This window comes from Streptomyces sp. NRRL F-5126 (genome assembly GCF_000721265.1).
Lineage (GTDB): Bacteria > Actinomycetota > Actinomycetes > Streptomycetales > Streptomycetaceae > Streptomyces.
The window spans coordinates 119,157-137,970 of sequence record NZ_JOFZ01000006.1 but is presented as its reverse complement, the minus strand read 5'-3'; the positions used below and the strand labels follow the sequence as shown (position 1 = coordinate 137,970).

General features: G+C 73.5%; 20 protein-coding genes. 7 read left to right on the top strand and 13 right to left on the bottom strand.

The features are described 5' to 3' along the window. Positions 1–89: 89 nt before the first annotated feature. The 8 genes from IH48_RS0113435 to IH48_RS33260 all read right to left on the bottom strand — a co-directional run bounded on the left by IH48_RS0113435 (position 90) and on the right by IH48_RS33260 (position 4,415). Positions 90–557 carry an RrF2 family transcriptional regulator gene (locus IH48_RS0113435; protein WP_030903328.1) on the bottom strand — a complete coding sequence of 156 codons (468 nt, stop codon included), beginning with the start codon at positions 555–557 and terminating at the stop codon, positions 90–92. Between the two features lie 75 nt (positions 558–632). Then, entirely contained in the window at positions 633–1,277 is a 645-nt protein-coding gene (locus tag IH48_RS0113430) for a DUF1707 SHOCT-like domain-containing protein (RefSeq protein ID WP_051839724.1), read from the bottom strand. Positions 1,278–1,329: 52 nt separating this feature from the next. After that, entirely contained in the window at positions 1,330–1,860 is a 531-nt protein-coding gene (locus tag IH48_RS0113425) for a hypothetical protein (RefSeq protein WP_030903323.1), read from the bottom strand. Then, a complete protein-coding gene (locus IH48_RS0113420) occupies positions 1,844–2,335 on the bottom strand; it encodes an RNA polymerase sigma factor (RefSeq protein ID WP_030903321.1) in 492 nt (163 codons plus the stop codon). Before IH48_RS0113420 ends, IH48_RS0113425 begins: the two co-directional genes overlap by 17 nt. 119 nt (positions 2,336–2,454) lie before the next feature. Then, positions 2,455–3,099, bottom strand: a complete 645-nt coding sequence (locus IH48_RS0113415) for a class F sortase (RefSeq protein WP_030903319.1) — start codon at positions 3,097–3,099, stop codon at positions 2,455–2,457. After that, positions 3,096–3,494 (bottom strand): hypothetical protein, encoded by a 399-nt coding sequence (locus IH48_RS0113410; protein WP_030903317.1) that lies wholly within the window; start codon positions 3,492–3,494, stop codon positions 3,096–3,098. The genes IH48_RS0113415 and IH48_RS0113410 overlap by 4 nt, the downstream gene beginning before the upstream one ends. 123 nt (positions 3,495–3,617) lie before the next feature. Further along, positions 3,618–4,019 (bottom strand): DUF192 domain-containing protein, encoded by a 402-nt coding sequence (locus IH48_RS33265; RefSeq protein ID WP_037841881.1) that lies wholly within the window; start codon positions 4,017–4,019, stop codon positions 3,618–3,620. 51 nt (positions 4,020–4,070) lie between these two features. Beyond that, positions 4,071–4,415: a hypothetical protein gene (locus IH48_RS33260; RefSeq protein ID WP_051839722.1), complete on the bottom strand. Its 345-nt coding sequence runs from the start codon at positions 4,413–4,415 to the stop codon at positions 4,071–4,073. Positions 4,416–4,537: 122 nt separating this feature from the next. Between IH48_RS33260 and IH48_RS0113395 the strand changes: the two genes are divergently transcribed. Further along, positions 4,538–5,290: a prepilin peptidase gene (locus IH48_RS0113395; protein ID WP_234434239.1), complete on the top strand. Its 753-nt coding sequence runs from the start codon at positions 4,538–4,540 to the stop codon at positions 5,288–5,290. Between the two features lie 16 nt (positions 5,291–5,306). On the opposite strand, the gene IH48_RS0113390 is transcribed toward IH48_RS0113395, so the two are convergent. Beyond that, complete coding sequence (locus IH48_RS0113390) at positions 5,307–6,335, bottom strand: zinc-binding dehydrogenase (protein ID WP_234434238.1); 1,029 nt, start codon at positions 6,333–6,335, stop codon at positions 5,307–5,309. A 153-nt stretch (positions 6,336–6,488) separates the two neighbouring features. Here IH48_RS0113390 and IH48_RS0113385 point away from each other — a divergent pair, with 153 nt between their 5' ends. Continuing rightward, entirely contained in the window at positions 6,489–7,283 is a 795-nt protein-coding gene (locus tag IH48_RS0113385) for a class I SAM-dependent methyltransferase (RefSeq protein ID WP_030903307.1), read from the top strand. Positions 7,284–7,573: 290 nt separating this feature from the next. Here IH48_RS0113385 and mgrA read toward each other — a convergent pair whose 3' ends face one another. Next, positions 7,574–8,611, bottom strand: coding sequence for an L-glyceraldehyde 3-phosphate reductase (gene mgrA, locus IH48_RS0113380; protein ID WP_030903305.1), 1,038 nt, complete (start codon positions 8,609–8,611; stop codon positions 7,574–7,576). A 191-nt stretch (positions 8,612–8,802) separates the two neighbouring features. On the opposite strand from mgrA, the gene IH48_RS0113375 reads away from it, so the two are divergent. The 5 genes from IH48_RS0113375 to IH48_RS33255 all read left to right on the top strand — a co-directional run bounded on the left by IH48_RS0113375 (position 8,803) and on the right by IH48_RS33255 (position 14,829). Further along, positions 8,803–9,564 (top strand): isoprenyl transferase, encoded by a 762-nt coding sequence (locus tag IH48_RS0113375; RefSeq protein WP_030903304.1) that lies wholly within the window; start codon positions 8,803–8,805, stop codon positions 9,562–9,564. Positions 9,565–9,954: 390 nt separating this feature from the next. Continuing rightward, the gene (locus IH48_RS0113370; RefSeq protein ID WP_030903303.1) at positions 9,955–11,274 is read left to right on the top strand and encodes a PhoH family protein; all 1,320 of its coding nucleotides are present in this window, start codon (positions 9,955–9,957) and stop codon (positions 11,272–11,274) included. A 377-nt stretch (positions 11,275–11,651) separates the two neighbouring features. Then, positions 11,652–12,362 carry a transglycosylase SLT domain-containing protein gene (locus tag IH48_RS0113365; RefSeq protein WP_030903302.1) on the top strand — a complete coding sequence of 237 codons (711 nt, stop codon included), beginning with the start codon at positions 11,652–11,654 and terminating at the stop codon, positions 12,360–12,362. A gap of 179 nt (positions 12,363–12,541) precedes the next feature. Next, positions 12,542–13,957, top strand: a complete 1,416-nt coding sequence (locus tag IH48_RS0113360) for an AI-2E family transporter (RefSeq protein WP_051839720.1) — start codon at positions 12,542–12,544, stop codon at positions 13,955–13,957. Further along, entirely contained in the window at positions 13,954–14,829 is an 876-nt protein-coding gene (locus IH48_RS33255; protein ID WP_051839719.1) for a hypothetical protein, read from the top strand. The genes IH48_RS0113360 and IH48_RS33255 overlap by 4 nt, the downstream gene beginning before the upstream one ends. Before the next feature lie 33 nt (positions 14,830–14,862). Here IH48_RS33255 and IH48_RS0113350 read toward each other — a convergent pair whose 3' ends face one another. Genes IH48_RS0113350 through IH48_RS0113340 form a run of 3 tightly spaced genes read right to left on the bottom strand, consistent with a single transcriptional unit; the run spans position 14,863 to position 18,436 of the window. Further along, entirely contained in the window at positions 14,863–17,232 is a 2,370-nt protein-coding gene (locus IH48_RS0113350) for an FtsX-like permease family protein (protein ID WP_107059296.1), read from the bottom strand. Beyond that, on the bottom strand, positions 17,229–17,915 hold the full coding sequence (locus tag IH48_RS0113345; protein ID WP_030903299.1) for an ABC transporter ATP-binding protein: 687 nt from the start codon (positions 17,913–17,915) through the stop codon (positions 17,229–17,231). The genes IH48_RS0113350 and IH48_RS0113345 overlap by 4 nt, the downstream gene beginning before the upstream one ends. Then, positions 17,912–18,436 (bottom strand): PadR family transcriptional regulator, encoded by a 525-nt coding sequence (locus tag IH48_RS0113340; protein ID WP_030903298.1) that lies wholly within the window; start codon positions 18,434–18,436, stop codon positions 17,912–17,914. The genes IH48_RS0113345 and IH48_RS0113340 overlap by 4 nt, the downstream gene beginning before the upstream one ends. Between the last annotated feature and the right edge of the window lie 378 nt (positions 18,437–18,814).

The window sequence follows — 18,814 nt, the reverse complement described above, 5'->3', positions numbered from 1 at the left end:
CGCCGTTCGCGGCTTTCCCTCACCGTACCCCTCATCCCGGACATCGGATATCCGGGTTAGCTCAGGGGTCCGGCGTGTCGCCGCCCGGATCACTCGAAGACGGCCCGCAGGATGTTCCTCATGGCGGGCGTCGCGTCGAGCTCGGCGCGGATGTCCGCCAGCGTCTGGGCGGCGAGGGCCTCGCGCCATGCCTGGTCGGCGCGGTGCATCGCGGCCTTCACGGCGCACGCGCCCGTGGGCGGCGGCGAGAGCTCGCCGATCCTGCCTGAGCACCGGATCTCGGTGCAGTGGAACAGCTCGGTCTCACCCTCGATCGCCTCGACGACGTCGAGCAGGGTGATGTCCTCAAGCCGCCGGGCGAGCCGGAACCCACCGCGTGGCCCCGGTACGGAGGCCAGCAGGCCCGCCCTCGTGAGCTGCTGCAGCTGCTTGCTGAGATAGGGGGCCGGGAGCCCGTGGGCGTCGGCGAGCCGGCCGTTGCCCCGTGGGCCGCCGCCCGTCATGTCCAGGTTGAGCAGCGTGTGGAGGGCCCACTCGACGCCCTTGCTCATGCGCATGATGCGCATATTGTATGCCCCCGACCTGCGGCGGGGCAGAGCCCGCCTCCGGCCCCGTCTCGGCGCGGGGGCGGCCTACCGGTCGCCCCCGCGGCCCAGCATGCGGCGCAGCCGCCCGGGCTCACGCGGGGTGCGCGGAGGACGGACGACGACGTTGCCGCCCGCCATCTCCCCGGTGACGTTGACGCGGTGCACGAGCGGCGCGTTCGGATCGCGGTCCTTCACGTCGCGGTGCACGACCGAGCCGCCGCGGAACTCGACTTCCTCCGCGTCCACCACGTAGCCGTCGGGCACGACCAGCCGCAGGTTCCCGCCGCGGATGTCGATCTCCACCTCGGTGACCGGCTCCCGCACGGCCGCCGACGTGAAGTCGAGCAGGACGTTGCCACCGCGGAGCTCGATCTCCAGGCGGCGCGGCACCACCCAGGAGCCCTCGTAGCGTACGTTCCCGCCTTCCCGGTGGATCCGCGTGACCTCCTTGGCCGGGACCTGCTCGGCCAGGGCCGCGGCCTGCCCCCGCAGGTCGGCCACGAGCGGGGCCAGATCGCCGTACGTCCGCGCCGCGAAGCAGCTCTCCAGCCGCTCCTCCAGCTCTTCCAGGCTCAGCCGCCCGTCGCCCGCCGACACCCTCAGCACCTCGGCGACCCGCTCCCGGTCGTCGTGCGAGACCCGCTGATCCGGCTGTGCCCCACCCGTCCACCACACCGGCTCCTGACTCATGCCCGGCACCCTATACGCACCGCACGGCCGGTGGGGGCCCGGGAATCCCGGGTCAGCGCGGAGCCCGGCCGGCCGCCGTCGGACGGAAGGCGGGCGCCTGCCTGGTGGCGGACGCGGAACCGTGCGCAGTGGTGCGCCCGTCCCGCGCCGTCGAACGGGTACTGGGCGTCGAACGCGCGCCGGGCGTGGAACGCGCCTTCGTGGGGCCCGGGTCGACGGACCCCGACGGCGACGGTGACGGCGGTGACGGCGGCGGCGAGGGTACGGGCGCGGTCGAGGGCGAGCGCGTCGCGGAGGGACCCGGCGTGGACGGGCTGCCCGCGGGCGGCGGCGCGAGCGGGACGGCCGGGGACGTGGACGCGCCGGGGCCCGACAGGAGCAGCGGCATCGCGACCAGCGCGGCGACGGCGCACGTCAGCCCCGCCCCGGCGGCGGCTCGCACCGCCCTGCGCCGGGCCGCGCCCCCGCGGATCGCCTCGAACCGGCCAGGGGGCGGGGGCAGTTGGCCGGATGGCGGACGCAGGATGACGGCGAGCGGGTCGTCGGGGCCGAACTCCGGGCCGTCGTCATCGTGCGTGATCAAGACTTCTCCTCAGGTGGGCGCGGAGCAGTTCTCTGGCCGCGTGGAGATCGGCCTTGACGGTTCCTTCCTTGCGTCCTGTCAGCCGGGACACCTCGAGGATCGGCATGTCAGCGTAGTAGTGCAGCAGGATCGGGACGCGCAGCCGCTCGGGCAGCGACTGCACGAGCAGCCGGACCGACGGATCGGCCTGCTCGTTGCTCGGCAGCAGGGTGGCCTCGGTGGTCGCGCGGTGCACGGCCCTGCGCTCGCGCTCCAGCTTGCGCCAGTGGTCCCGTACCAGGTTGGCCGCGGTGACGTAGAGGAAGCCACGGGGCTCCGCCACCGCCGTCCACCTCGCCCAGAGCCGGGTGAACGCCTCCGAGGCGATCTCGTGTGCCGTCTCGTCGTCGTCGACGAGGCGCGCGCACCAGCCGGCGAGGCGTGGGTAGAGGGCGGCGAACAGCTCGGACGCGGCCTTCTCGCGGGACCGTTTCAACGTTCTCCAGAGTCGGTGGGGGCGGCTCGGTCGTGCTCGTGGGGGAAGAGCCCGGGCCGCCGGCGTCCGTTCCCGGTCCCGGAAACCAACGCCGGCGGCCTGCGGTTGATGCCGAGACCTCAGGAGGCGGCGGGCACCAGATCGGCGAAGACGATCACGTTGTCGCGGTAGCCGTCACCGCTGCGCGGGCCGCCGCAGGTGATGAGCCGCAGCTCGGGGCGGTCGACGTCCCCGTACACGGCGTCCGTCGGGAACCGCGACTTGGCGACCGTCCGCACGGAGCGCGCGGCGAACACCGCGTCCTTGCCGTCCTCCAGGTGCACGGCGATCCTGTCGCCCTCGCGCACCTGCGCGAGGTGGCGGAAGACGCCGTCCCCGTACGCGCCGACCGTGACGTGGGCGAGGATCACCGACGGCCCGACCTGGCCGGGCGTCGGCGAGTTCCGGTACCAGCCCGCCCGGTCGTGCGACGTGATCGGCGGCACCTGGACGGTGCCGTCCGCGTCCAGCCCAAGACGCATGACCGGGGTGTCGACGCCGATGGACGGTATCTCCAACCGCACGGGCACGGAACGCGCCAGCGCTTGCACGGCCCCGGTCGCCGCCGTGTGCCGCGAGGGCGACGGCGACGCGTGGGAGCCCCCGGCGGCGACGTGATGCCCCGGCGCCGGGGCCCCGCAGCCGACGGCACCGCCGGCCACGAGCACCGACGCAAGGGCCGCCGCGGCGAACGAGCGCCTGAAGGGCCCGAAGGGCAGCGTCATGCCCCGGTCGCCCTCCGGCGGCGGACGACGAAGACGGCGGCGCCCCCGACGGCGAACGCGGCGGCCGCACCCCCGCCGATCAGCCCGCCCTGGCTGCCGGAGTGGCCGGACGACGCCACCACCCCGGTGTCGGCCGCGCCCTTCGGCACGACGGAGACCTGGCCGTGCCGCGAGTCACGGGTGGGCGCGGTGCTTGGCACCGCGCGCGGCGCCTTGGACGCGGCAGCCCGGCTCGAAGGCGCCTGCCGCGCGGGCGCCGGGGTCGCGGCCTTCGTCGGGCTCGCGTGCGACGCACGGCTGGGCACGGGGCTCGCCCCGTCGGCGAACGCGGGCACGGCACCCGCGACCACGGCGGCGCACGCGAGTGCGGTGGCGCTGAGGACAGTTCGGCGCATGAATCGCTCTCTTTCGTTCGGCCCACCCGCAGCGGCCTCAGCCGGCGGGCTGGGCGGGGGATCGAGAGGAGAGACGAGGCAGCGCCACAGCGCGTTGTAAAGAGATGGCAAAGCGATGGGGCGTCAGGTGAGAGGCGGCCCGGGCTCGATCCGCACCGTCGCGCCCGCCCGCAGGCCCCACCCCGCCATGGCGCCGGCCTCGGCCTCCAGCACGTGCCGGGCCCTGAGCCTCGGCAGCGGCATCCGGCCGGGGCGCAGCGTCTGCGTCCTCAGCACCCGCAGGTGACGGTCGAGATAGGCCACGTCGATGGCGAACCGCATCCCGAACGTGTGCACGCTCCCGCACGGCGTCAGCAGCAGCGCGCCGTCGACACCGTTCCGCCCGAGCAGTCCGCGACGCCGCGTGCGGTAGGACGCGGCGATCTCCACGGGCACGGTCCTGGGCCGCCCGGACCCGGGGCCCGTGCCCGTGCCCGTGCCCGTCTCAATGGTCAACGTCCCCGCACCGTCGTGCCATTCGCCCATGCGGCCACGCTAACGTCAGCGGTGTCGGCCGGGCAGCGCGATCGCGCTCCTTCACAGGACAAGGACGGCGACCAGGGTGTGCACGACGGCCGCGACGGTGCCGCCGGCGGCCTGGCGCACGTCGCGACGGCCGAGTCCGATGGCCGCGTCCAGCGCTTGTGAGAGGGCCGCACCGAGCAGGCACAGGCCTGCTACGGGTCCCGTGGCGAGGAACGGGATGACGGCGGCGAGCACGCAGAGCGGGACGGCTTTGGCCGCGTACATCCGTGCGTAGAAGAGGACGCCGGCGCCTTCGGCGCACTCCGTGATGAGCGCCGAAGGTCGGAGGGCGGCGAGTATCGCGAAGAAGCCGCTACCCGCGGCGACCACCGCGTTCACGATGCAGAGGAAGATCACGACGCAAGTCTGCGGTTCCCGTCAACGAGGGTGGTGCCCGTCAAGGAAATGTTCAGCCATCCGCCGTTACGTGCCCAGGAACGGCCTTGTCGGAACCGGCCCGCACTTCTACGTTCATGACCGTGACCGAGGATCCCGGACTCGTCTCGCTGATCGCCGTCGCGCTGGTGTGGGGCGCCGCCGCCGGGGCACTGCTGCCGCGTGCCGTCCACCGGTTGGCCGTCGAGCCGGGGGAGCCCTGGCGCGCGGCCTGCCCCGGCGGGCATCCGCTGGCCGGGGCAGGCGGCTGGATCGGGTGGACGGTCTGCGGGCGCTGCCCTCGCACCGGAGGGCGGGCTGCCGTTCCAGCCGCCGTCACCGCGTTGGCCTGCGGCGCGCTCGCCGCCGCGACAGGGGCGCGGCCCGAACTCGCCGTCTGGCTGCTCCTCGCGCCGTTCGCCGCGCTCCTCGCCGCCGTCGACCTGGCCGTTCGCCGCCTGCCCGACCAGCTGACCCTGCCCCTCGCCGCCGCGACCCCCCTCCTCCTCGGCGCCGCCGCCCTCGTCCCCGCGCACAGCGGCTCCTGGCCCACCGCGCTGCTCGGCGGACCGGCCCTCGGCGCCTGCTACTTCGTCCTCTTCCTCATCAACCCGAACGGCCTCGGCTTCGGCGACGTCAAACTCGCGCTCCCGCTCGGCTGCGCCCTCGGCTGGTACGGCTGGCCCGTGCTCCTCGCCGGTGCGTTCGCCGGGTTCCTGTTCGGCGCGGTCTACGGCGTCGGCCTGATGGTGCTCACGCGCGCCGGCCGGAAGGCGGCCATCCCGTTCGGGCCGTTCATGATCGCCGGGACGCTGGCCGGGCTGCTCGTGGGGGGACTATCCGCGTCCGGGCAGTGATGCCCTGCACCTTTGCTCAAGGGATGAGCACCGTCTTTCCGACAGTGGCCCGGGCGCTGATCGCCGTGTGTGCGGCCGAGGCCTCGGCCAGCGGGAAACGCTGCCCGACGAGCGGGCGCAGCCGGCCCTCCGCCGCCGCCGTCAGCGCCTCGCGGGTCTGGCGCATCTGCACGTCGGGGCCGCGATCGCCGGTCGGCGGGCCGAAGTACGACGACACGGTGATGCCGCGTTCGGAGACCGAGGCCGGATCGAGCCGGGTGATGCTCCCGCCGGAGAAACCGAAGATGACGAACCGCCCGCCGGGAGCCAGCAGTTCGAAGGCGTCGAGTCCTGTCCGGCCACCGACGGCGTCCAGGACCACGGTCACGCCGTCGGGAGCCGCCTGCCGCACCTGGTCGGGCCAGCCGGGCGCGGTGTAGTCGACGGCCTCGTCCGCGCCGAACTCCCGGACCAGCCTCAGCTTCTCCTCGCCGCGGGCCAGCCCGATCAGCCGCTCGGCACCGGCGTCGCGGGCGAGCTGCAGCACCAGCGTGCCGACCGCCCCGGCAGCGGACTCCACCAGGACGGTGTCGCCCTTGCCGATCCTCGCCGTCTCCAGCAGCGCCACCGCTGTGCGTCCCGTACCGAGGAGCGACACCGCCTCGGCGCTTCCCAGCGCCTGAGGCAGCCGGTGCACGGCGCTGACCGCGAGCACCGCCCGCTCGGCGTATCCGCCACCGGTGGCGGTCTGGCCGGCCACCCGCTGTCCGATCAGTGCCGGATCGGCCCCTTCCCCGACCGAGGCGACCACTCCGGCGACCTCCCTCCCCGGCCTCCACGGCAGCTCTTTGGGCGCCACCGGTGAAACGCCCCGCAGACCGCCGCTGCGCACTTGCGTCTCGACGAACTGGATTCCCGCGGCGGCGACGTCCACCACCACCTCGCCGGGGCCTGCCACCGGGTCAGGCACCTCTTCGAGCCGAAGCTCCTCCGGGCTGCCGTACTGCCGCAACACGATCGCGCGCATGGTGGACGTCCCCTGTTCGTCGGCGATGACTGTGTGCACGACGCTATGAGGCGGCACGGTCCGCTGCCTCTGGCCGCGGTCCCGTCATCGCTCGGCCTTCGGTCCTACGCCGCTGGGGCGAGCCGCGGGCGGCGTGCGGGCCGCCGGCCAATTCGCTCGCGTCGCGACCGGCGCCCTGCCAGCATCGATGCCATGTCCGACACCGACCGCCCCCGCCCCGAGGGCGACCGCAGCCGCTCCTTCGACGACCTCGTCTCCGAGGCCGCCGCCGCCTCCGTCGACGGATGGGACTTCTCCTGGCTCGACGGCCGAGCCACCGAGGAGCGTCCAGGATGGGGCTACGCGCGGACCGTCGCCGAGCGGATGTCCCACGCCCGCGCCGCGCTCGACATCGAGACCGGGGGCGGCGAAGTCCTCGACTCCGTCCCGCGGTTGCCGCCGCTCACCGTCGCCACCGAGTCCTGGCCGCCCAACGTCGCCCGCGCGACCGCCCGCCTCCACCCGCGAGGTGCCGCCGTCGTCGCCACGGTGGACGGCGCGCCGCTGCCGTTCGCCGACGGCGCGTTCGACCTGGTCGTCAGCCGCCACCCCGTACGCGCACGCTGGGACGAGATCGCGCGCGTGCTGGCTGCCGGCGGCACGTACCTGTCCCAGGAGGTCGGGCCCGCCTCCGTCTTCGAGCTGGTCGAGTACTTCCTCGGGCCGCAGCCCCCCGAGGTGCGCGCCGGGCGCGACCCCGAGGCCGCGCGGGCCGAGGCGGGCGCGGCCGGGCTCGACGTGGTGTCCCTGCGGACCGCCGCGCTGCGCACCGAGTTCTTCGACGTCGGTGCCGTCGTCTACTTCCTGCGCAAGGTGGTCTGGATGGTGCCGGACTTCACCGTCGAGCGGTACCGGGACCGCCTCGCCGAGCTGCACGCCGCCATCGAGCGCGACGGCCCGTTCACGGCCACGACCACCCGCTTCCTCATCGAGGCACGCAAGCCGTGACGTGAGGCGACCGGCAAGGCCGCGCGAGCCGTCGGTCAAGGCCGCGCCCGGCGGCCCGTCGCTCCTGAGGGTTACGACACACCCGCGCCGTGCCGGGTCGGCCCGAACCGCGTGAACCCGCCAGAGGCCCGGAATTGCAAGGCCACAGCGGGCATCCGGTTGCCTCCATAGCGTCAACCTTCGGCGACTTGGGTCCACGGACCCCTTACGAAGGGTTATGGTGGAAACCCCCCCTCGGGCCGGTCCGTATTCCCCCCCACGGACCGGCCCGTTTTTTGTACAGCCGGCCGTCAGTTCCGGCCCGCCCAGATGTTCGTGCCCTCGGTGTCCACCGCGAAGCCGTCGATCTCCCGCAGCTCCTCGTCGGTCAGGGGCGCGCCGGAAAGCGCCGCCACGTTCTGCTCGATCTGCTGCACCTTCGACGCCCCGATCAGCGCCGACGTCATGCGCGGGTCGCGCAGCACCCACTGGAGGGCCAGCTGGGCGAGCGACTGGCCGCGGCGGCGCGCGATGTCGTTCAGCCCGTTCAGCCTGCGGGTGACCTCCTCGGAGAGCAGCTTCGGGTCGAGCGACTTGCCCTGCGTGGCGCGCGAGCCCTCCGGGATGCCGTTCAGGTACTTGTCGGTGAGCAGCCCCTGCGCCAGCGGGACGAAGGAGATGCAGCCCATGCCCGCGCTCTCCAGCGTGTCGAGCAGGCCGTCGTCCTCGGTCCAGCGGTTGATCATCGAGTACGAGGGCTGGTGGATCAGCGCGGGCACCCCCATGTCCTTGAGGATGGCCGCCGCCTTCGCCGTCATCTCCGCCGTGTACGAGGAGACGCCGACGTACAGCGCCTTCCCCTGCCGCACGGCGGACGCGAGGGCGCCCATCGTCTCCTCCAGCGGGGTGTCCGGGTCGGGGCGGTGGGAGTAGAAGATGTCGACGTGGTCGAGGCCCATCCGCTTCAGCGAGGCGTCGAGCGAGGACAGCAGGTACTTGCGTGAGCCCCACTCGCCGTAGGGGCCCGGCGTCATGCGGTAGCCCGCCTTGGTCGAGATGATCAGCTCGTCCCGGTAAGGGGCGAAGTCCTGCGCGAACAGCTTGCCGAAGTTCAGCTCCGCGGATCCGGGCGGCGGCCCGTAGTTGTTCGCCAGGTCGAAGTGGGTGATGCCCAGGTCGAAGGCCCTGCGCAGGATCGCGCGCTGGCGCTCCAGTGGGAAGTCGTCGCCGAAGTTGTGCCACAGGCCGAGGGAGACGGCGGGCAGCTTGAGGCCGCTGCGGCCCGAGCGGCGGTACTCCATGGAGTCGTAGCGCTCGTCTGCTGCGATATAGAGGGAAGAATCAGTCACACGTCTTTGCTTATCACGGACTTGTGACACTCCGGGTTGGGCCCTCGCGCCGCCACCGCAGTAGTGTGACGGTTTCGGGGCCCCGCCGCGGCCCGGTCCTCCCGGCCCCTCGGCCACGGAGCCGTCCAGCCTGCCATGGCGCCCCCGCGGCCCGCGGGGTGACCCCACACGCGACGGATGAGGTGGACTCGGTGAAGCTGCGCGATCTGGTGTACCGGCTCTATGCCCACCGGGTGGAGGGCCGCCTCGACCTCTCCCAGGGACCCAAGCACATCGGCGTCATCCTCGACGGGAACCGCCGCTGGGCCAAGGCGTCGGGCGGCACCACGGAGCAGGGCCACAAGGCCGGCGCCAGCAAGATCCAGGAGCTGCTCGGCTGGTGCTCGGAGACCAATGTGGAGGTCGTCACCCTCTGGCTGCTGTCCACCGACAACCTCGACCGCCCAGAGCGCGAGCTCGTCCCACTGCTCGGGATCATCGAGGACGCCGTGCGCGACCTGGCGGCCGACGGCCGCTGGCAGGTCCACCACGTGGGCACCCTCGACCTGCTGCCCGGCGGCACCCAGCTCGTGCTGAAGGAGGCCGAGCAGGCCACCGTCGGCAACAAGGGGATACTGGTCAACGTCGCCGTGGGCTACGGCGGCCGCCAGGAGATCGCGGACGCCGTGCGCTCTCTCCTGCACGACCACGCCGCGCGCGGCACCTCGTACGACGAGCTGGCCGAGATCGTCGACATCGACATGATCTCCTCACACCTCTACACCCGCGGCCAGCCCGACCCCGACCTCGTCATCCGCACCAGCGGCGAGCAGCGGCTCTCCGGCTTCATGCTGTGGCAGAGCGCCCATTCGGAGTACTACTTCTGCGACGTCTTCTGGCCCGCGTTCCGAAAGGTCGATTTTCTGCGCGCCCTGCGCGACTACGCGGCCCGCCACCGGCGCTACGGCGCCTGACCGCACCCCTTGGGGCGTACGGCGTCCGGCCGGTTCCGGCGCCCTGCCCGGGCCCGCCGCCGCGCGCAACCCGGGCGCTGGGCCATCCGGCGTTCACGTACTGTGCAGCCCCCGCCTTGGCATGGCGGCGCCCGGAAGAGGGAATACCCCCTGCAGGTCGACGTCCGGAAAGCACTGACCGGCCCGCGCGGGCAGGTCGTCGGGCGTCGTTCTCAGCGGTCGGCAGGCAGCCGGCCGCCCGGGAGGCCCTGTGCACCAAGGCGACCGTGCGGTGAGACGTACGGGCGACGTGGAGGGCCGGCGCTCGGCCCGTGCAGGGGCCAGGAGCCCGGTCCACCCGCCTGCGACGCCGTCGCATCCCCGACCTCATCCGAGGGGGTACGTCCTTCCGTGGTGACCAGCACGAAGCGCCGCTCCGACCGGCGCACATACGTACTCGACACCAGCGTCCTGCTGGCCGACCCAGGTGCCATGTCCCGCTTCGACGAGCACGAGGTCGTGCTCCCGATCGTGGTGATCACGGAGCTGGAGGCCAAGCGGGACCACCCCGAGCTCGGGTACTTCGCCCGCCAGGCGCTGCGGCTGCTCGACGACTTCCGCATCCGCTTCGGGCGATTGGACGCCCCGCTGCCGATCGGGGACATGGGCGGCACGCTCCGCGTCGAGCTCAACCACTCGGACCCGGGGGTGCTGCCCGCCGGGTTCAGGCTCGGGGACAACGACTCGCGGATCCTCGCGGTCGCGCGCAACCTCCAGGCGGAGGGGTACGACGTCACGGTCGTCTCCAAGGACCTGCCGCTGCGCATCAAGGCCTCGTCGGTGGGCCTGCTCGCCGAGGAGTACCGCGCCGAACTGGCCGTCACGGACTCCGGCTGGACGGGCATGAGCGAGCTGCCGCTCTCCGGCGAGCAGGTCGACCTCCTCTTCTCCGAGGATTCGCTGTACGTGCCCGAGGCGGCCGAGCTGCCCGTACACACGGGCCTCGTGCTGCAGTCCGAGCGCGGCAAGGCGCTCGGCCGCGTCACGCCCGAGGGCAACGTGCGCCTGGTGCGCGGCGACCGCGAGGCGTTCGGCATCCGGGGGCGAAGCGCCGAGCAGCGCATCGCGCTCGACCTGCTGCTCGATCCGGACGTCGGCATCGTCTCGATGGGTGGCAGGGCCGGTACGGGCAAGTCGGCGCTCGCCCTGTGCGCCGGCCTTGAGGCCGTGCTCGAGCGCAGGCAGCACCAGAAGGTGATGGTCTTCCGTCCCCTGTACGCGGTCGGCGGGCAGGAGCTCGGCTACCTGCCGGGCACAGAGGCCGAGAAGATGAGCCCGTGGGCGCAGGCCGTGTTCGACACGCTGTCGTCGTTCGCGGGCCGCGAGGTGATCGAGGAGGTGCTCGGCCGCGGCATGCTGGAGGTGCTGCCGCTCACGCACATCCGCGGCCGCTCGCTGCACGACGCGTTCGTGATCGTCGACGAGGCGCAGTCCCTGGAGCGCAACGTCCTGCTGACGGTCCTGTCGCGGATCGGGGCGGGCTCGCGCGTCGTGCTCACCCATGACGTCGCCCAGCGCGACAATCTGAGGGTGGGTCGCTACGACGGCGTCGTCGCCGTCGTGGAGAAGCTGAAGGGGCACCCGCTCTTCGCGCACATCACGCTGACGCGCTCCGAGCGTTCACAGATCGCCGCGTTGGTGACGGAGATGCTGGAAGACGGACAAATCTGAGCGCTGAAAGCACCGCGCCGCCCGGCGAGCCGAAGAGCTTAGCCGGGCGGCGTCATGCTGTGCTGTATTTCCACCAAATCCGTTGGGGCAAACGGGGTGTGAGCTTTCCCACGCAACTGGGAATTGCCCTGCGGCGTCGCCTTCCGGCAGAGTCTTGCTTCCGTCAGGCCCCGCATGCGGCACTCGGGCACCACGCGTTTTGGTGCCCCTCACAACTCAAGACAAGGCGCCGCATGCCGCCCGCGTACCACGCGGCAGTCCCCCGCGGACTGCCCACCGGGCCCGTGCCTCCCGTGACCCAGCAAAGCGGAGGCCAGTGCGAGGGGCACGATCGCGCCCGCGGGGTCACCGTGCGGGCGATGCTGGAAGGACACCGTGTGAGCCCGATCTCGGTCCGGGGATTCGCAGTGGCATCGGCCACCGCGGTCACCACTGTCGGCGCCGTCGTGGGAGTTGCCTCGGGCGACCCGCAGCACGCGAACGACAACGTCGAGACGACCGCTTCGGACGCAACGCTGCTGTCGGACATCCCCACGGGGGAGCAGGCGCAGGTGCAGACCGCGTCGCTCGCGCAGCAGGCCAGTGCCCAGGCCGCGGCGGCCGACCAGGCCGCGCAGAAGTCCGCCGAGGAGGCGGCACGCGTCCAGGCCGCCCACGACGCCAAGGCGAAGAAGAAGGCGGCCGACGACAAGGCCGAGGCCAAGAAGAAGGCCGCCGAGCAGAAGAAGCTCGAGGAGCAGCAGAAGAAGGAGCAGGGGTCCATCACCTCCGCCACCTTCACCGTGCGCAGCTCCTACTCGGCCGCCCAGGCGCAGGCCATCGCCCGGCAGATCGTGCCGTCGGGCCAGTTCCAGTGCTTCAGCAACATCGTCACGCACGAGTCCGGCTGGAACTACACGGCCACCAACCCGAGCTCGGGTGCGTACGGCCTGGTGCAGGCGCTGCCCGGCTCCAAGATGGCGTCCGCCGGTGCCGACTGGCGCACCAACCCGGCCACCCAGGTCAAGTGGGGCCTCAACTACATGAACAGCCGCTACGGCAGCCCGTGCGACGCCTGGTCCTTCTGGCAGGTCCACCACGCGTACTGAGCCGCACTGAGCAGTACTGAGCAGCCAGGGAGATCCGCCGCACGCGGACCGTTTCCCCGCTCAACTCCGCGAAGCCTCCCGCCGTCCTTCGGCGGGAGGCTTCGTTACGTGTACGGTCGGTCCGAAGCGGCTCCCCGGTGGAGCGGGTGGGGAGACGGCCGGGGGAGAGAAGGAACAACATGTCGAGAGCGCCCTCGTGGCTGGGCAGGATGGGCTCGGAACTGACGCGGCTCGGCCGCCGTCTGGACGAGCGCAGAGCCGAGGCGGAGGCGCAGCGCGAGGCGCGCCACGAGGCCCAGGCGGAGCGCGACGCGCGCCACGCGGCCGTCGTCGCGCCCCCCGAGCCGTCCAGGATCCCGCCCCCGCCCACCTACGCGCCCTCGGTCGCGGCGAAGCCCGATCCGGTGGCCGCGATCCCGTGGGGCATCAGGGTCGCCGTCGAGGCGGCATGGCGGCTGCTGGTGCTCGCGGCGACGGTCTGGGTGCTGATGCGCATCGTCAGCGCCGTGCGCCTGGTCGTGCTGGCGTTCGTCGCGGCGCTGCTGATCTCCGCGCTGCTGCAGCCCACGGTCGCCCGGCTGAAGCGGCACGGCGTGCCCCGCGGGCTCGCCACGGCGATGGCCACCCTGGGGGGCTTCGTCGTGCTCGGGCTGATCGGGTGGTTCGTCGTCTGGCAGGTCTCGGAGAACGTCGACACCCTTTCCGCACGGCTCACCGACGGCGTCAACGAGCTCAAACACTGGCTGCTGAACAGCCCGTTCCATGTGACGGACAAGCAGATCAACGACATCGCCGGGAACCTGTCCAAGGCGATCGGCACCAACACCGACGCGCTCACGTCCGCGGGCCTCCAGGGCGTCACCGTCATCGTCGAGTTCCTGACCGGCGTCTTCCTCGCCTTCTTCTCGACGATCTTCCTGCTCTACGACGGGCCGCGGATCTGGCAGTGGGCGCTCAAGCTCGTGCCGCACCAGGCGAGGGAGGGCGTCGCGGGCGCCGGCCCGCGCGCCTGGCACACGCTGACCGCCTACGTGCGCGGCACGGTGATCGTCGCCATGATCGACGCGATCTTCATCGGCCTCGGCGTCTACTTCCTGCACGTGCCGCTCGCCGTGCCGCTCGCGGTGATCATCTTCCTCGGCGCGTTCGTGCCGCTCGTCGGCGCGGTCGTGTCCGGGGCGCTCGCGGTCGTCGTCGCCATCGTGACGCAGGGCGTGTTCACCGCGCTGATCGTGCTGCTCGTGGTGCTCGCCGTGCAGCAGATCGAGGGCCACATCCTGCAGCCGTTCATCCTGGGGCGTGCGGTCCGCGTCCACCCGCTCGCCGTGGTGCTCTCCGTCGCGGCGGGCAGCCTCGTCGCGGGCATCGGCGGCGCCGTGGTGGCCGTGCCGCTCGTCGCCGTCACCAACACCGTGGTCGGCTACCTGCGCGCCTATGCGCAGGAGCAGGCCCTGCGCGCGTCGCCGCCACCGCACGGGGCGACCGCGGCCGGTATCGCCCCGACATCGGCCCCCACGGCGGCCGGTGGGGGCCGGCCGGGTCCTGAGGGCCCCGCGACCCCGCCGGGCCCCGGAGGCGGCGAGGGCTCCGCGTGATCTCGGAACCCGAGCTCGAGGGCGAGGACGGGCCTTACGACGGCGCGGCCGGCCGGTCCGGCCGCCGCACCGCGCCCCCGCTGCCGGGACAGCGCTCGGGCGACGGCCCGGGCGGCAGCGGGCTGTACGGCGGTGGCCCGGGCGGCGACCCCGCGCGGGAGCCGGTCGTCGTCGCCGACGGCGCGCCGGGGCCCGTCCCGCGCCGTGCGGCCCTCACGTGGGCCGTGTGGGGCGCGCTCGCCGCGTCCGTGCTCTGGGGCGCGGGCCTGTACGCGTACCGCGCATCGGGCCCGGACCTCGGCGGCTACGGCGCCGAGCGCAACCTGTGCCTGGACGCCCCGCTGCCCGCGCTGTCGAAGGAGCTCGGCAGGACCGGGACGCCCGAGGCCACCTCGGACGAGACGGCGGCGGTCGACAGCGCCGCCTGCCGCACCGACCTCGGACCCGCGCCGCGCGACGGCCCGTTCCACGGCCCGACCACCAACGCGGGCCCGCACAGCGCCGCACGCGCGCTCGTCGACCTCACCTACGTCCTGCACCGGAAGACCGACCCGGCACCGGAGTTCGACGCCCTGCCCGCGCCGAAGTCGCCCGGTTCCGAACTGCACGCGCTGCGCGTGCCCGGGCTCGGCGAGCGCGCCTACCTGATCACGGACACCGTCGGAGACCTGCCCCCGACGCTGCGGGTCCTCGACGGGCGGGCCGAGTTCACGCTGTCCGTGACCGTCTACTCGTCGTACGACGGACACCGGGACGCCGCCGTGGACCTGCGGCCGCAGTACGTGTCCGCGCACGTCGTCGCCACCGTGCTGGAGCCCGCGATGGCGGACGACCTGCGCCAGGTGATGAGGACCGTCAAGTCGGGCGGGTAGCGGCTGCGGCCGGCGGCCCGTGGCGCCCGCACGTCACTCCGTGTGCAGGCCGTCCGGCCGCATCAGGCGCCACAGCGGCGGCATGCACGCCAGCGTCACCAGCAGGACGACGGCCGCCCCCATCGACGCGTACGGCCAGAACACCCACCAGCCGCCGACCGGTTCGGCCAGCAGGTCGAGCGTCACCTTGCCGAGCGCCACGCCGCCCGCTACCGCGAGCAGGGTGCCGACCACCACGGGCACCGCGGTCTGCCACAGCACCGACCAGGCCAGCGTGGAGCGGCGCGTGCCGAACGCGACCAGCACCGACAGCAGCCGCCTGCGCTCACGCAACTGCTCGATCTGCGAGACGAGGAGGCTCGCCGCGATCAGCGCCATCGTCGCGGTGCCGCCGATCTTGAGGCCCGTCTGGACGCTCGCGTACTGCCTGTCGCGTGCCTCGTTGACCCACGTGCCGACGCGGGCCGTCGGATCGGCCAGGGCCGCGGCCGTCCGCACGCGCTCCACCGTGTCGGGCGAGCGGCCGCCGTCCGTCCAGACCCGGGCCCATGTGGCGGCGCCGGCGATCCTCGACGCGTCGAGCGCGGCTGGGGTCGCGAGCACGCCCGCGTGGCTCTCGCCCTGCCAGCCGGGCAGCGAGCGGACGGTACGGGCCGAGGAGGGCACGGTGAACCGCGCGGCGTCGGGGCGGGCGCCCGGTCCGTCGCCGCTGTCGAGGGCGACGATCTCGCCCGGCCGGTCGTCGACCGCCCTCGGGGCGCTCGTACGGGAGACGAACGTGTCGCCGTCGTGGCAGGACGTGATGCGCGCGAAGGCGCGCAGACTCGCGCAGTCCCCGACCGTGACGGTCGTAATGGCGCCGCCCGCCTCGCCCCGGCGGGTGCTCGCCCGGGTGAGCGGTGTCGCGTACGCCTCGACCGTCGCCGCGACGCCGCTCACGCCGTGCGTGGAGCCGAGGGACGCCGCGAGGCGGCGGGCGAGGCCCATGTCCCCGGCGCTGACCTGAACGGTCACGTCCGCCTCACGGGGCGCGCCGTGGCCGTGCGCCGATGAGGTCGGCACCGCGCCCGTCGAGTCGTCCGGGTGCGCGAAGTCGTCCTGGATCCCGCCGAACACCATCTGCAGCAGGATCGCGCCCGCCACGGCGACCGTGATGCCGCCGACCGCGCGTGACGCGGAGCCGCCGCTCAACTGCAGGCGCCGGGTCGCCAGTTGCCACGGCACGGGGCCGCCGCGCAGCCGCGCCACGGCCTTCTCCACCAGCCACGGCAGCAGGCCGACAAGGCCGATCAGCGTCAGCGCCGCGCCCACGACGATCGGCACGGTGTGCAGCGCCGCGTTCCTGCCCGCGAACCGGTGCGTGAGGACCAGCGTCGCGATACCCGCCGCGGGAACCGCCAGCCGCCACCACAGGCGCCGCGGCCGCAGCTCCGCCTCCCGCACGACACCCAGCGGCTCGATCGACACGGAGCGCAGCGCGAACAGCGCCGCGCCCACCGAGGTGGCCAGGACGGCGGCCACGACCAGCACCGCGAGCAGCGGGACGGGCGTCACGTCCACGGGGAACGCCGACATGCCCCACAGCCGGATGGATCCCGCGAAGTGCCGCACCGCCGCGAAGATCACGCCGCCGGCGGCAAGGCCCGCGCCCGCGCCGAACAGCGCCTCGCCCGCCGCCATCCGGCGGGTGGCGCGCGCGTCGGCGCCGACGAGCCGCAGCGCGGCGAGCCTGCGGTCCCTGCGCTCGCCGCCGAACCGCACGGCCGTCGCGATGAAGACGATCACCGGCACCAGCAGCACCACGCAGATCAGCGCGATGACGGCGATGAGCATCGGGTCGAGCGGGTCGGGGGCGTCGTCGCTCCCGTACGCGCTCGCACGGTGCGCGCCCCGGTGGGTGGAAAGCTCCGAGTCGCCGGCGTAGTAGACCAGTTCGTCCGGGTCGAGCAGCCCGGCGCCCGCCACGGTGCCGGCGTCGTGGAACGGCAGGCGCTGCCGCAGCAGCGTGCCGCCCGGAGAGTCCATCAGCTCGCGCAGCGCCGGGGAGACCACCATGTCGCCGGGGCGCGGGAGCGCGGCCACCCCGGGCGGCGGGGTGGCGTGCGCGCCGTCCGCGCGCAGCAGCCTGCCGGTGACGGGGCGCCCGTGGAACTCCGTGCTCGCGTCGATGTACAGGAACGACGTGTCCGAGCGCGGCACCTTCCCGGAGTGCGTCGCGGCGATGCCCCGCGCCTCGGTGCGGGCCGTGCGGCCGTCGATGATGGACGGCACGGACGAGGCGGCCAGCAGCAGCGCCACCCCGAGGCCCACGCCGAGCGCGGTGAGACCCGCGCGAATCCACCCCTCGCGGCCCCCGGACACCGCGAACCGCATGCCGAGCGCGAGGTCGTGCAGCGCTCTCACCGGATCGTCGCCATGTCGCGCGCCGCGCCGTCCCGCACGACGACCTCGCGGTCGGAGTAGGCGGCGACGCGCGTCTCGTGGGTGACGAGGACGACCGCGGCGTCCGTGTACCGGGCCGCGTCCGTGAGCAGTTCCATCACACGCTCTCCGTTGAGCGAGTCCAGGGCGCCGGTCGGCTCGTCCGCGAAGACGACGCGCGGCGACGTGACGAGGGAGCGCGCCACCGCGACGCGCTGGCCCTGGCCGCCGGAGATCTCGCCGGGCCGCTTGCGGGCGACGCCGGTGACCTCAAGGCGCTCCAGCCACTCGCGCGCGGCCGCCTCGGCCTCCTTGCGGCGTGCGCCGCCGAGGCGCAGCGGCAGCGCCACGTTCTCCAGGCACGTCAGCTCGGGCACGAGCTGGCCGAACTGGAACACGAACCCGAAGTCGGTGCGGCGCAGTTCGCTGCGGCGCGCGTCGGGCAGGCCGGTCAGCTCCGTGCCCCGGTAGGTGATGGAGCCGGAGTCCGGCACGACGATGCCGGCGAGGCAGTGCAGGAGCGTGGACTTGCCGGATCCGGAAGGCCCCATGACGGCGACGATCTCGCCGGGGCGGATCGAGAAGTCCGCGCCGCTGAGTGCCGCGGTCGGGCCATAGGCCTTGTGCAGGCCGACGGCGCTCAGCAGCGGTTCGTCGCGGGTCACTTCCTCACCTCCTCGGCGAGCCGGCCGAGCCGGGCCGCGGTCAGTTCGAGCCAGCGGACGTCGGCGTCCAGGTGGAACAGCGCGTGGTCGCAGATGAGCTGGTCCGCGAGGTCGCCCCGGCGCTTGCGCTCCGTGAGGTCGCGCATCCAGCGCAGGTGCTCGGCGCGCTGGGTGTCGAGCAGCACGGCGGCGTCGCGGCCGGTCAGCAGCGCGATGACGACCTTGGTGTACAGGGTCGACTGGAGGTAAGGCTCCGGCTTCTCCGGCTTCTCCAGCCACGCGCGCACATCGGTCACCCCGGCGTCCGTGACGGCGTACCGCTTGCGCTCGGGCCCGTCGCCCGACTCGACGCTGTCGACCTCGACGAGCCCGTTCTTCAGCAGCCTGGACATGGTCGAGTAGACCTGCCCGTAGTGCAGCGGCCGGTCGTGACCGAACCGGTCGTCGAAGGCGCGCTTGAGGTCGTAGCCGTGGCGCGGGCCGGTCTCCAGGAGACCGAGGAGGGTGTGACCGATGGACATGCCGACGACTATACACGCGGTGTATAGCCTGTTCGGCCCCGCGCGTGGAGCCCGGCCGGGCCGCGGCGCCCCCGGCGCCCGGCGGGCGGCAGCCTGCCAGGCCCGCAGTGCGCATGCGGCGCCGGAACGGCCGGGCGGCGGCCAGTGTTCGCGGTCCGCGCCGCGACGAACCGCTGTCGCCGCGCGGACCGCGTAGGGGAGGCGGGCAGGGGGCACGGTCCGCACCTGCGGCACCGGGGCGGTCGTCTTCCGAGGCGCGTGCTCCGTTTCCGCCGTGCGACCCGGCCGGGGGTGCCGCCGGGGTTCGGCGGACCGCCGCCTGGCGTGCTCTGTGTCCGGCGAGCCGGGGGTGGTCGGAGGCGCGGTCCGCGCCGCGCG